Source organism: Paenibacillus sp. PK3_47, assembly GCF_023520895.1.
In the GTDB taxonomy this organism is placed as follows: Bacteria; Bacillota; Bacilli; order Paenibacillales; family Paenibacillaceae; genus Paenibacillus_AQ.
Genome location: NZ_CP026029.1, coordinates 4,050,418 through 4,063,406 on the forward strand (window position 1 = coordinate 4,050,418; position 12,989 = coordinate 4,063,406).

The 12,989-nt window shown below is 51.6% G+C and carries 14 protein-coding genes; 11 read left to right on the forward strand and 3 right to left on the reverse strand.

Translation table 11 applies throughout. The features are described 5' to 3' along the window. Nucleotides 1-4 precede the first annotated feature (4 nt). On the forward strand, nt 5-322 hold the full coding sequence (gene ppnP, locus C2I18_RS18040; RefSeq protein WP_249897131.1) for a pyrimidine/purine nucleoside phosphorylase: 318 nt from the start codon (nt 5-7) through the stop codon (nt 320-322). Nucleotides 323-486: 164 nt separating this feature from the next. After that, on the forward strand, nt 487-2,004 hold the full coding sequence (locus tag C2I18_RS18045; RefSeq protein WP_249897132.1) for a M14 family metallopeptidase: 1,518 nt from the start codon (nt 487-489) through the stop codon (nt 2,002-2,004). Between the two features lie 11 nt (nt 2,005-2,015). On the opposite strand, the gene C2I18_RS18050 is transcribed toward C2I18_RS18045, so the two are convergent. Continuing rightward, a complete protein-coding gene (locus tag C2I18_RS18050; RefSeq protein ID WP_249897133.1) occupies nt 2,016-2,405 on the reverse strand; it encodes a GNAT family N-acetyltransferase in 390 nt (129 codons plus the stop codon). A gap of 152 nt (nt 2,406-2,557) precedes the next feature. Beyond that, nucleotides 2,558-3,460: an NAD(P)-dependent oxidoreductase gene (locus C2I18_RS18055; protein ID WP_249897134.1), complete on the reverse strand. Its 903-nt coding sequence runs from the start codon at nt 3,458-3,460 to the stop codon at nt 2,558-2,560. A 260-nt stretch (nt 3,461-3,720) separates the two neighbouring features. Here C2I18_RS18055 and C2I18_RS18060 point away from each other — a divergent pair, with 260 nt between their 5' ends. The 3 genes from C2I18_RS18060 to C2I18_RS18070 all read left to right on the forward strand — a co-directional run bounded on the left by C2I18_RS18060 (nt 3,721) and on the right by C2I18_RS18070 (nt 6,425). Beyond that, nucleotides 3,721-5,076: a glucose-6-phosphate isomerase gene (locus tag C2I18_RS18060; protein ID WP_249897135.1), complete on the forward strand. Its 1,356-nt coding sequence runs from the start codon at nt 3,721-3,723 to the stop codon at nt 5,074-5,076. A 132-nt stretch (nt 5,077-5,208) separates the two neighbouring features. After that, a complete protein-coding gene (locus tag C2I18_RS18065; protein ID WP_249897136.1) occupies nt 5,209-5,841 on the forward strand; it encodes a YigZ family protein in 633 nt (210 codons plus the stop codon). Between the two features lie 2 nt (nt 5,842-5,843). Beyond that, nucleotides 5,844-6,425, forward strand: a complete 582-nt coding sequence (locus C2I18_RS18070) for a TetR/AcrR family transcriptional regulator (protein WP_249897137.1) — start codon at nt 5,844-5,846, stop codon at nt 6,423-6,425. Between the two features lie 149 nt (nt 6,426-6,574). Here the strand turns inward: C2I18_RS18070 and C2I18_RS18075 are convergent, their stop codons facing one another. Beyond that, nucleotides 6,575-6,976 carry a secondary thiamine-phosphate synthase enzyme YjbQ gene (locus C2I18_RS18075; RefSeq protein ID WP_249897138.1) on the reverse strand — a complete coding sequence of 134 codons (402 nt, stop codon included), beginning with the start codon at nt 6,974-6,976 and terminating at the stop codon, nt 6,575-6,577. A gap of 193 nt (nt 6,977-7,169) precedes the next feature. Between C2I18_RS18075 and cysT the strand changes: the two genes are divergently transcribed. From cysT to C2I18_RS18105, 6 genes are all read left to right on the forward strand, one after another. After that, nucleotides 7,170-7,985, forward strand: a complete 816-nt coding sequence (gene cysT, locus C2I18_RS18080) for a sulfate ABC transporter permease subunit CysT (protein ID WP_249897139.1) — start codon at nt 7,170-7,172, stop codon at nt 7,983-7,985. Beyond that, nucleotides 7,982-8,779 (forward strand): sulfate ABC transporter permease subunit, encoded by a 798-nt coding sequence (locus C2I18_RS18085; protein WP_249897140.1) that lies wholly within the window; start codon nt 7,982-7,984, stop codon nt 8,777-8,779. Before cysT ends, C2I18_RS18085 begins: the two co-directional genes overlap by 4 nt. A 1-nt stretch (nt 8,780) precedes the next feature. Continuing rightward, complete coding sequence (locus C2I18_RS18090) at nt 8,781-9,845, forward strand: sulfate/molybdate ABC transporter ATP-binding protein (protein WP_249897141.1); 1,065 nt, start codon at nt 8,781-8,783, stop codon at nt 9,843-9,845. 19 nt (nt 9,846-9,864) lie between these two features. Beyond that, nucleotides 9,865-10,935: a sulfate ABC transporter substrate-binding protein gene (locus tag C2I18_RS18095; RefSeq protein WP_249897142.1), complete on the forward strand. Its 1,071-nt coding sequence runs from the start codon at nt 9,865-9,867 to the stop codon at nt 10,933-10,935. Beyond that, entirely contained in the window at nt 10,922-11,077 is a 156-nt protein-coding gene (locus tag C2I18_RS18100) for a hypothetical protein (RefSeq protein WP_249897143.1), read from the forward strand. The genes C2I18_RS18095 and C2I18_RS18100 overlap by 14 nt, the downstream gene beginning before the upstream one ends. A gap of 1,013 nt (nt 11,078-12,090) precedes the next feature. After that, complete coding sequence (locus C2I18_RS18105; RefSeq protein WP_249897144.1) at nt 12,091-12,867, forward strand: MBL fold metallo-hydrolase; 777 nt, start codon at nt 12,091-12,093, stop codon at nt 12,865-12,867. The last annotated feature ends 122 nt before the right edge of the window (nt 12,868-12,989 follow it).

A 12,989-nucleotide genomic window follows, 5' to 3' on the forward strand; every position in this document is an offset into this window, starting at 1 on the left:
GCACATGAGTCAGTTCACCAACGCGACAATTCAAAAGGCAGCCAATATTTATTACGACGGTAAAGTTACCAGCCGTACAGTTAATTTGCAGGACGGAACCAAGGTGACGCTCGGCATCATGCTGCCCGGCAAATATGAATTTGGTACAGATGGACCGGAAACTATGGAAATTCTGTCCGGCGATCTGAAGGTACTGCTTCCCGGCACAGACATTTGGAAAGAAATCAAAGGCGCCGAAACGTTCCACGTTCCCGGCAACTCCAAGTTTGCTCTGGAAGTATTCGCATTAACTGATTACTGCTGTTCTTACCCGGTTTTGTAATGCAGAAATAGAAAGATAAAATGCCCCGGACGGCTTCGACTGCCCGGGGCGTTTTTTTTGAGCTCAACAGCTTATTATTGACGGTAGAGCGACATTCTCATATACTTCCAACTAGTTACTAGAGAAGATAGAATTCTCAACTAGAATAAGCGGGAGGCAGGAGAATGGGACGATCATGGATTTACAAAAAAGTACATAAGATTCTGCTGAGTTTGCTGAGCGGTGTGCTGCTGGCAGTTCTGCTTACATCGGCAGGAACTGCTCAGGCAGCAGCCAACATTGTGAATCCTGGCCAGGTATATTCCTATACCATTATGCAGAGAGATATTGAAAGGCTAGTGAAAGAATACCCGGACCTTGTGTCTATGGAATCACTGGGGCAGAGCCCCTATGGCCGGCAGCTGTGGGCAGTAAAGCTGGGGAGAGGAGAATCCGTGCTGTTTCTTAACGGTTCCCATCATGCCAGAGAGTGGATGACGAGCACCGTGCTGATGAAAATGATTGATACATACGCCCAGGCCTACACGGGCAATACAACAATTGCCGGTTATAATGTACGCCAGCTTCTGGATGAAGTCAGCATCTGGCTGGTTCCGATGGTTAATCCCGACGGGGTGACTTTATCCCAGCAGGGCACGGCAGGACTAACGGCAGAACTGGCCCGGACGCTGCGCCGTTATAATGGCAACAGTACGAATTTTACCCGCTGGAAGGCTAATATGCAGGGCATTGACCTTAACCGGCAGTATCCGGCAAAGTGGGACACGATTAAAAATGCGGGCGCCTATCCCTGGTATCAAAACTATAAAGGCCAGAGACCCGCACAAGCGCCGGAAGTGCAGCTCATGATGGATTTTACACGCAAAGTAGATCCTGAGGTGACGTTATCCTATCATAGCTCCGGTGAAATTATCTTCTGGCATTTTAATACACTCCGCACGAACCTGTCCCGTGATCAGGCGATGGCCCGCGAGCTTAGCCGTCTTACCGGATATTCGCTTGTGGCCCCGGAGAAAAATCCTTCGGGAGGCGGGTACAAGGACTGGTTCATTCAGGAGTTCGGACGTCCCGGGTTTACGGTTGAAATCGCTCCCTATGCAGGAGAAAGCAATGTGCCGCTAAAGCAGTTCGGGCGGGTCTGGAATGATAACAAAAATGTCGGGCTCTATTCAGCCGCACAGTCTTATTCGCTATGGCTGGCAAAGCAGCAGGTCCAGTATCTCCAGCAGTCTATGGATTTGTTAGCCGGCACAGAACTGTATGCCAAAATCGGAAGCACAAACGGCGGTGTTCCTGCAGGGCCGCAAAGCCTTCAGGTTATTGCCAGGAAGGGTGACTGGTATCAGGTGCAGGCGGACGAAGGCCTGGGCTGGATACACCCGTCACCGGGGAAGCTGGCGGCAGTTGAAGGAATTACAGCATCTGCCGAATTAAAAGAAAAAGTACCGGTATTTAAATATCCTGATGCGTTCGCCCCCAAAGTAACTTTCCTGGAACCGCAAACGGTGCAGGTAACAGGCCGGTGGGGGAACTGGCTGCTGGCCTCTACCGGAAGCGGAAGCTGGTGGATCGACGGAAGAACGGCAGAGCTCAAATGGCCTGTAGAAGAAGCTCAGGAACCTGCGGTAAATGAAGCGGAGGGTTCTCTGCTTCCGGAGGCAGAGAGTGTGGTTATGCCATAATCTGTTTGCTTTCATTCAGGGAAAATAAGCTCGTATTCATAAAAGGCATCACCGCTGGCAGAGTCAGTAATCTCACGGGTCTGTACAAACCCGAGTTTCTTGTAAAAGTATTGATTTCTGGCTGCCCAGGAGGGGGTGTCCAGCCCCCACTTCCTTGCGGTAGGGTAGCCCGTGAACAGAAAGCGGAAGACTTCCTGGCCATACCCGCGGTTCTGAAAAAGCGGATCAATAAATATCCGGCCAACATAACCTTCTCTCTTGTCGGCGGACAGAAAGACAATCACACCCCCGATAAGGATGCCGTCAGCCATTAGCTTATAATAATGGCTTTTTTGCATCATCTCAGTCTGCCAGTCAATGGAATCATAACCCGGAGGGCCATTTTCTGCCTTGTTTTGCAATTGCCGTGCATCCTCGTCGAATGTTTTTTTCTTGGTTCGGATACGTAGTCCTGCTTTGGCAAAATCGATTCGGGCAATCAAAGGGTAGCTTATAAAAAAAGGCGCAGCTGAAGGTTCAGCTGCGCCTGCCATCAATAATGAATTTGTCCTGTCTAATCCTGCTTGGAATGCTCCCCGATCTTCCGCCCGATCCATTCTTCATACGATTTGATGACTGCCGACAGATCCTCTTCGCCGTAGCCCTTGTTAAAGCCTGCCTGGAACATGCTCTTGGCTGCCCCAAGCATAGGAGAAGGGACGCCGGTTGCATCGCTGAGCGAGGAGGCCAGCTTGAGATCCTTCAGCATCAGCGCCAGGGAGAACTGGTTGCTGAAATCATTATCGATAATCTTTTGTCCCTTAAGCTCGGCTTGCTTGCTGCCTGCCGATCCGTTCTTCACCAGCTCCAGGAATTTGTCTGCGGGAACCCCTGACTTCACGGCGATGGAGAAGCCTTCCGCGAGTGCCACATTATGAATGCCGACCATGGCGTTGTGGGCAAGCTTGGCTACGGCACCGCTGCCGTTATCGCCCATATGCAGCAGGAGTCTGCCCATGGAGTCAAAAATATCACGGTGCTGCTCAATAACCTCTGCGCTGCCGCCGACCATAAATACCAGCGTGCCTTCGATAGCTGCAGGCTTGCTGCCTGTTACCGGCGCATCCAGGAAGCTTCCGCCCCGTTCTTCCACAGCTGCGGCGATTTCCTTCGCAAGGCCGGGAGAAATGGTGCTTGAATCCACAACGGTTGTTCCCGGTTTGAGCACGGCCAGAATTCCGGAGCCGCCGTAGAATACCTCACGGATGGAATCGTCGTTGCTGATCATGGTAATAATAACATCCTTGCCTTCAGCCGCCGCCTGCACAGTGTCAGCGGTCTTTGCGCCTTCCTGCTTAAGCGGTTCGGCCTTAGCCGCCGTGCGGTTGTATACCGTAACCTCAAAGCCGCTGCGCAGCAGGTTGGACGCCATTGGCGCTCCCATCGTACCCAGTCCGATAAAGCCGATTTGTTTCATTTCTTTTCCACCTTTGCCCTAGAGATCATAGTACTGAAGCTGACTTTGTCTACATTCTATCAGAAGGTTCCGGCAGGTTCCACAGAACAGTATTTCATTTTCGCAGGGTAAACGCTTCCATGAAACTTCCGAAAACAGGGTCCCCCAGGCCGGGATGTGCCCTAAGACCTTGCCAGTCAAGGAAAATTAAAGTATCCTATTATAAAGTTGTAACAAACGGTGTCAAATCTAAAGAGATACTCAGGAGGTAACCATTACCGATGTCCAAGAAGATTAATTTTGACTACAGCAAAGCTCTGTCGTTCTTCAGCCAGCATGAAATTGACTACTTTGCCGCTCCGATCAAACTGGCCCATGAGCAGCTGCACAACAAGACTGGAGCAGGATCCGACTATCTTGGCTGGATTGATCTCCCTACATCCTATGACAAGGAAGAGTTCGCCCGCATTCAGGAAGCTGCCAAGAAGATCCAGAATGATTCCGATGTGCTGATCGTTATCGGTATCGGCGGTTCTTATCTGGGAGCGCGCGCAGCGATTGAAGCTCTTACGCATTCCTTCTACAATAACCTGCCTAAGGATCAGCGCAAGACTCCGGAAGTTTATTTCGCAGGGAACAACATCAGCTCTACATACATCACGCATCTTCTGGATCTCGTGGAAGGCAAAGACTTCTCCGTGAACGTCATTTCCAAATCCGGAACAACTACTGAGCCGGCAATTGCTTTCCGTATCTTCCGCGCTGCACTGGAGAAGAAATACGGCAAGGAAGAAGCACGCAAGCGGATTTACGCTACAACCGACAAAGAAAAAGGCGCCCTCAAGAAGCTGGCTACGGAAGAAGGTTATGAATCCTTCATCATTCCGGATGATGTCGGCGGACGTTACTCCGTGCTGACACCTGTAGGCCTTCTGCCGATCGCTGTTGCCGGAATCAACATTGAAGAAATGATGCAGGGTGCGGCAGCTGCAGCCGACGAGTTCAACAATCCGGATGTAGCGACCAACCAAAGCTATCAATATGCCGCAGTGCGCAATGCATTGTACCGCAAAGGCAAGACTACGGAAATCCTCGTGAACTATGAGCCTTCCCTGCACTTTGTATCCGAATGGTGGAAACAGCTGTACGGCGAAAGTGAAGGCAAGGATTTCAAAGGAATCTATCCTTCCTCCGTTGATTTCTCGACAGACCTGCACTCCATGGGACAATTCATCCAGGAGGGTAACCGTAACATTTTTGAAACGGTCATCCAGGTTGAAGAGGTACGGCACCACATTACACTGGAGAGCGATGCGGACGATCTGGACGGCTTGAACTTCCTTGCTGGCCAAACTGTTGACTTTGTGAACAAAAAGGCTTTCCAGGGTACGCTGCTGGCACACACGGACGGCCAAGTACCGAACCTGGTAGTTACCATTCCGGATCAGACGCCATATACCTTCGGTTATCTGGTGTACTTCTTTGAAAAAGCCTGCGGTATCAGCGGATACCTGCTGGGCGTTAACCCGTTCGACCAGCCGGGCGTAGAAGCATACAAGAAGAACATGTTCGCGCTGCTGGGCAAACCGGGCTACGAGAAAGAAAAAGCCGAACTGGAATCCAGACTTACAGAATAGGCAGCTTTTTTAACCGCCGCAGATCATTCATAATCATCGAAGCAACCAGGGAGCAGTCCATAGGTATCAATTACCGGGGCTGCTCCTACTATATATCAAGTAATCATACGTAGATTAAGGACTGGAATAATCATGCTGGAACAATATCGGACGGTGCGCGCTTCCGGTTCACAGGAAGTCGTCATCCGCAAATCACGCTTTATCGGTCATGTGATGCCGGTGGAGAATGAAGAGGAAGCCATACAATTTATCGAGAGCATCAAGAAGCAGCATTGGAATGCCACCCATAACTGCTCTGCTTATACAATTGGCGAGAGAGACGAGATTCAGAGGCAGTCGGATGACGGAGAACCGAGTGGAACGGCAGGTAAACCAATTTTGGAGGTAATCCGCAACCAACAGGTTAAAAATGTCGCAATTGTTGTTACCCGTTATTTCGGAGGCATTATGCTGGGGGCAGGCGGGCTGATCCGGGCTTATACAGATGGCGCAGTATTAGCACTGGAAGCCGGAGAAGTGATCACCCGTGTGCTGAGAAGGGAAGTATTCGTAGAAATCGAATATACCTGGCTGGGCAAGGTGGAGAATGAGCTTAGGAACAGAGGCTTCAAGACAGGTGAAACTTCGTTCACAGATAAGGTCACACTGACATGTCTTCCCCGAAATGATGAAGGCGACGCATTTATGGCATGGATAACGGATCTTACCGAGGGCCAGGCCTCGGTGACAGAAGGGCGGCGGCTTTACTACAACGAAGGGGAATAGATATGGCAAGAAGAGCAGTGGAGCGGGAGTTGTCGAGGGAAAGAATATTGGAGGCGGCCAGGCATCTGTTTATAACCAAGGGGTACCGGGCCATCTCAATGCGCAGTATCGGCCAGCATCTGGGTTACAGCCACGGCTCCCTCTATTATCATTTTAAAGAAAAAGCAGAGTTATTCTATGCCATTGTGGTGGAAGATTTCAACCATGTGGCGACGCTGCTGAACCAGGTAATGAATAACCCGCCTGAACAGGGAATGACCCGTGTAGAACAGCTTGTGATGGAATTTATCCGTTTTGGACTGGATCATCCGTACCAGTACGAGATCATGTTCATGATCCGCGATGAAGAGCTGCTGGCTTATTGCAGAGCGGAACAGGGACGATGTTTTGAGTTATTCGCAAGTATAGTCCGCCGCCACATGAAGGAAGAAGGTTACGTGTCAGAGGATTGGCAGAGCGTGCCGCTGACTCTTTTCTTATCCGCACACGGATTTATTTCTTATTATATTCAGGACAAGGTCTCATTCGATGATGTGAAGCAGGCTGCGTTAACACATATCAAAGTATTAAGCCGCAGTTTATAATCTGCTGTTTTTTTAACACCTCACACTTTAGAGCGTTGCATTGGTATAACTTTGCATGGTGAAAGTGTTATAGGAGCTATCTATTCTTCAGGAGGCGGCTGCGCTGTGAATTGGCGGAGCCGCCATTATGCTGGACAACTGACAATCCCTTATCCCTCGACAATTTTCAGATAACACTGGCGCCGCCGCGGTCCGTCAAATTCGCAGAAATAAATACCCTGCCAGCGCCCGAGCAGCAGTTCCCCTCCGTTAATGATAATGCTCTGTGAAGGGCCTGCGGTAATGGACTTCAGATGGGAGGCAGTGTTGCCTTCGCCGTGGCGGTATTTCGGATGTTCCCAAGGGTATACCTCATCCAGCCGCATGAGCACATCATGTTTGACGTCCGGGTCGGCATTTTCGTTAATGGCAATTCCTGCGGTAGTATGCGGACAGTAGACAACCAGAATACCATTTTGTACACCGCTTTTTTTGACAAAAGATACAACCTCACGAGTAATATCCCGCAGTTCGTCCCGTTTGCTGGTGCTGATCTCCATCGTATGAAGCATTGTCAGATCCCCTTTCTGTGGTCAAACGCAATAATAATATATTTTACCCAAAAAGTCTGTGAAAGTAATTGACGGCCCCAAAGGCATTTGATAAAGTAGTGATAATATTAAACCAAGTATATTAATAGGAATAATTACAACCGTAAAGGCAAGTAAACCGACCGGTAAGCCGGAGGTGGGAGGGCATAAACATTTGAATTCGCTGCTTAGACACAAGGGCTGGACCTGGGGATTCCGCACAACGATACTGCTTTATTTTGTGGTGCTGATCGTTCTCCCGATACTGGGCGTTTATTACAATTCATTTTCATTAGGCTTCGGCAATTTTGCCGAGAGCATCAGCGATCCGATTGCCTGGAAGTCGGTGCTGCTGACCCTTAAACTGGCTGTTATAGCGACTGTAATTAATGTGCTGCTCGGCACAATGATTGCCTGGGTGCTTATAAGATACCAGTTTCCCGGCAAGGCCGTACTGAACAGTCTGGTAGATCTGCCCTTTGCACTGCCGACGGCGGTCGGAGGCCTGATGATTCTGCTGCTGCTCGGTCCGGGAAGCCTGATTGGCGGAATGGCGGAGAAGCTGGGGTTTGAAATTGTGTTTCATCAGCCGGCTATTGTTATTGCTATGGTGTTCGTTACGTTTCCTTTTGTAATCCGTGCGGTGCAGCCGCTGCTGGAAGAGCTGGATCCTTCCGAAGAAGAAGCGGCGTATACGATGGGAGCGAAGCGGAGCACGGTATTCCGGCAGGTTATTCTGCCCTCTATGGCTCCGGGAATGATCAGCGGCGGTATGCTGGCCTTTTCGCGGGCGCTGGCCGAATTTGGGGCGGTAGTGCTGGTAGCAGGCAATATTCCGGGACGTACGCTTGTCTCTTCGGTGTTTATTTTTGGAGAGGTGGAAAGTGACAATCCGGTGGGGGCTGCGGCGGTCTCCATCATTCTGCTGACCTTGTCCTTTGTAATTCTATGGCTGATTAATATGCTGCAGATGCGGGGGAGAAGAGCATGAGAAGATTATGGATTGTCCTCACCTACCTTGTATTCTTTCTGCTGATTGCTGCCCCTCTGGGGAGAATGACGATTGGTGCCTTCAGTGAAGGCTTAGGCGGCTTCTGGGCTGCCCTGTCAAGGCCTGAGGCGCTTCATGCGCTGATGATGACCGGTTTTGTGGTAGTGGTAGTTACGCTGCTGAACACGCTGTTCGGCATTATGATGGCCCTGTACCTTGTCCGTGCGGACTGGCTCAGCAAGCGGGTCAGAGGGTTTTTGAACAGTATTGTCGATTTGCCTTACGCTGTATCGCCGGTTATCGGCGGTCTGATGATTGTCCTGCTGCTGGGTCCGGATAGTGCAGCCGGCGCGCTTTTTGAACAAATCGGAGTGAAGATTGTGTATGCTTTTCCGGGAATGGTGATTGCTACGCTCTTCGTTACGTTCCCACTAATGGTGCGTGAGGTCATGCCGGTGCTTCAGGAGATCGGTTCACAGCAGGAAGAGGCGGCTTCTACGCTTGGAGCCTATGGCTGGACAACGTTCTGGAAGGTCACCTGGCCTTCAATCCGCTGGGCTGTAATCTATGGCGTTATCCTGACGGTAGCCCGCTCGCTGGGTGAATTCGGGGCTGTGCTGGTCGTTTCCGGCAATATTATGAACAAGACTCAGACGGCAACCACGCTGGTCTACCAGGATGTCGAGAATTTCAATGTAACGGCTGCGGGCGGGATCGCTCTGGTGCTTGCCGCATTCTCCGCAGGTCTGCTGCTGCTTATGGAATGGAGTAAGAGGAGAAAGGAAGTGCATTAATATGCATGTGGAAGTGCGGGGCCTGGATAAGCATTTTGGAGATTTTCATGCGGTTAAGGACGTCAACTTCGGTATTACCAAAGGCCATCTGATCGGACTGCTCGGTCCAAGCGGCGGCGGCAAAACCTCGATTCTGCGGATGCTGGCGGGTCTGGAGAACCCGGACAGCGGGGAGATTATTTTTCACGGCAAAACCGTAAATAATCTTCCGCCGCAGGAGCGCGAGATCGGGTTCGTGTTCCAGAACTATGCCCTGTTCAAGCATATGACTGTGTATGACAACATTGCCTTTGGTCTTAAGGTGAAAAAAGCGAACAAAAACGTGATCCGTGACCGTGTTATGGAACTGGTGGAGCTGACCGGCCTGAAAGGCTTCGAGAAACGTTATCCGCACCAGCTCTCCGGCGGGCAGCGGCAGCGGGTGGCTTTTGCCCGGGCGCTTGCGCCTGAGCCGCAATTGCTGCTGCTGGATGAACCGTTTGCCGCAATTGATGCCAAGATCCGTCAGGAGCTGCGCTCCTGGCTGCGCGAGCTGATCGAACGTGTGGGGATCACCTCCATTTTTGTTACGCATGACCAGGATGAAGCGATTGAAGTGGCGGATGAGATTATGATCATTAACCAGGGGCGTCTGGAGCAGAAAGGGACACCTTGGGATATTTATAAAGAGCCTAAGACACCGTTTGTAGCAACTTTTATTGGAGAATCAACGCTGATCGAAAGTGCTTCGGAGCTGAAGGGGTTCAAGAATGCAGGCGGAGGCAAGCCGACCAAAGCGCTGATCCGTCCGGAGTATATCGAGGTAGGCCACCGGCATGAATTCAAAATGGCTTCCGCAACGGAGCAAGGCATCGTAAAGCATCTGCATTTCCGCGGCAGCGAATGGCTGGTTGAGGTGGAAGTGAACGGACACAAGCTGGTCACCTACCGCTCACTGGAGAAGGAGACGCTGCAGCCTGGCCAGGAGATTGCGGTGCTGGTCCACCGTGCGTATCTGTTCAATGACGAGCGGAGCTGGATACAGGAGAACGGACTGAAGGAAGATCCGATGCCTGTATTTATTTAATAAAAGGAGTGTCGCCGGTATGATGCTTTTCAAAAGGAGCAGACAACTGCACGGATGGCTGGCTGCCGTAATGCTGGCAATACTACTTACACTCACCGGCTGCAGCAGCGGACAGGAAGATGCAGCAGAGGATGCTGGCGCTAAGCCACAAGGGGACCTTACACTGGTCGTAGGCGCCTACAGTGTGGTGAAGGATGCGATGGGTGAGATCCTGCCGCTGTTCGCGGAGAAATGGGAAGCGGAGACGGGGCAGCATATCGTATTCCAGGAGTCCTATGAAGCTTCGGGAACACAGGCCCGGGCGATTGTCGGCGGGTTCGAGGCGGATGTGACGCTGCTGGCACTGGAAGGGGATATCGATAAGCTGGTGAAGGCCGGCCTTGTAGAGAAAAACTGGAAGGAACGCGGCGAGAACGGAATGGTTACCCGCTCGGTTGTGGCACTCGGTACACGGGAGGGCAACCCGAAGGGGATAGAGAGCTTCGCCGATCTGGCCAAACCGGGTGTGAAAGTGCTGTATCCCAACCCAAAGACCTCCGGGGGAGCACAGTGGGACATCAACGCGATCTATGGGGCCGGTCTGAAGCAGTCAGAGAAGCAGACGGGAAGTAAGGATCCTGCTGCTGCCAAAGCCTTTTTGGAGAGCGTACACGCCAACATCGAGTCTCTGGACAAAAGCGGACGTGCTTCCATGGCTGCCTTTGAATACGGGGTGGGTGATGTGATCGTCACTTATGAGAATGAGCTGCTGGCGCGGATTGCCCAGGGGGTAAAATATGAAGTCGTAATCCCCGACGATACGATTCTGATCGAGAATCCCGCCGCCGTGCTGGACAAATATGTGGATGAGCGCGGTACCCGCCAGGCGGCGGAAGCGCTGGTTGATTATCTGGCCACTCCGGAAGCCCAGGAGGTCTTCGCCAAATACGGCTTCCGTCCGGTGAACGAGCAGGTGTACGCGAAGAATGCGGACCGTTACCCGGTACCGGCCGGACTGTTCGACATTCAGTATCTGGGCGGCTGGGATGAAGTGCGGGCGACGCTGTACTCCAAGCGGGGAGTATGGTATCAGGTGCTTGCGGGAATCTGAGGCTGGCGCTGGGCTGGATTTGGACCTGGGGCTGAACTCGAAGCAGAACCTATGCCTGAACCTGGAGCTGAGGATGAACCTGAACTGGAAGCACGCTGAGGCCGAAGCTGAAGCTGAAGCCTTAACCTGGAGCTGGGGCTGAACCTGAATTGGGAGCAGAAACGCTCTAACCACCGTCCGCAGGATAAGTAACTGGACATAGAAGACCATTTCTCCGTATGGAGGGATGGTCTTCTTTTTTTCGGGGGCGGGCACTGATATGAATCAGGACCACCCTCTGGGCGAGTGGTTTGCTTATGGGGGAGAACTCCTGTTGAACGGGGGGCATAATTTTGCTCTAGTTGCGGCTCAATAGATCCTCGTACTCCCGTACAACCCGCTTGTCCATAGCCGGGTCATGAGCAAATGTACACGAAAAACCGAGTACATTGGGCCACTGCGAGGGGAAAACAGCTCATTGTACACGAAAAACCGAGTACATTGGGCCACTGCGAGGGGAATGCAGCTCATTGTACACGAAAAACCGAGTACATTGGGCCACTGCGAAGGGAAAGCAGCTCATTGTACGCGAAAAACCGAGTACATTGGGCCACTGCGAGGGGAAAGCAGATCATTGTACGCGAAAAACCGAGTACATTGGGCCACTGCGAAGGGAAAGCAGCCCATTGTACGCGAAAAACCGAGTACATTGGGCCACTGCGAAGGAAAAGCAGATCATTGTACGCGAAAAACCGAGTACATTGGGCCACTGCGAAGGGAAAACAGCTCATTGTACACGAAAAACCGAGTACATTGGGCCACTGTGAAGGAAAAGCAGCTCATTGTACACGAAAAACCGAGTACATTAGGCCACTGCGAAGGAAAAGCAGCTCATTGTACGCGAAAAACCGAGTACATCTGGATATGCCAAGGTAATTAAATTACTGGGCTTACAGTATTTTTGAGGAGTTTGTCGTTTATATCAAGGATCATCTTATAATTGAATGACTGGCACATAAATAAATAACTCCCGGAATGTATTCTATTGTGCTGCAGCTGGCAAATTTATTGGCCCGGCTTGTATAATTGAGAAATATTCATTCACCCAGAACAAAAGAGACGGATTCCCGGCTGACCTTCTTCAAGGCAGAACAGGGAACGAAAAGGAGAGTAATCATGGATACATTGGTGTTCTTAGGTACAGGCGACGCGATGGGCGTTCCGAGAGTGTACTGTTCTTGCGATACCTGCATGGAGGCGAGAGAGGGCGGAGTCAATGCCCGTTTCCGCTCATCCGTGCTTATAGATAACGGCAGCGGTTTTTTGGCGATCGATTGCGGTCCGGACTGGCGGCGGCAGATGGAGATGCTCGGACACCGCGGGATGCAGAGGCTGCTCGTGACACATGCCCATTTTGACCATATCGGAGGGCTGCCGGAGTGGGCGGATGCCTGCCGCTGGATGGGGCACAAAGGGGAGCTGTACACACCTGCCGAGGTCATCCCAATCATACTTAGGCAGTACCCTTGGCTGGGAAGCCATATTAATATGATTCCCTGTGATGACGGGATGGAGCTGGACGGCTGGCGTATCGATACCTGGAAAGTGAACCATGGCAAGAACGGATACTCCTATGCATTCCGCTTTGAAAAAGCAGGCTTCAAATGGGTCTACTGTCCGGATTCGATCTCGCTTACGCCTGCAGAAACCAATCCGATGCATGGAGCCGATCTGCTGGTGCTGGGAACCAGTTTTTATTATGAGGCGGCAGAGCTGTCCACCCGTTCGGTGTACGATATGACGGAAGCCGCAGAGCTGCTGGAGACTGTGAAGCCGCACCGTGCGGTATACACGCATATGTCCCATGATGTGGATCTGAGAAAAGACTACATTTTGCCGGAGCGTGTTACGCTGGCCGTTACAGGGATGAGGGTACCGCTGGTTAAAGAGTAAGCATCATTGGAATGAAAAGCCCTGGGGTGGACACTGCCGCAGACGCTACTGTGGGTACGGATGCAGAGCTGCTGCAAATGCCACTGCAGACGCTGCCCAGACGATGCAACAGATGATGCCGC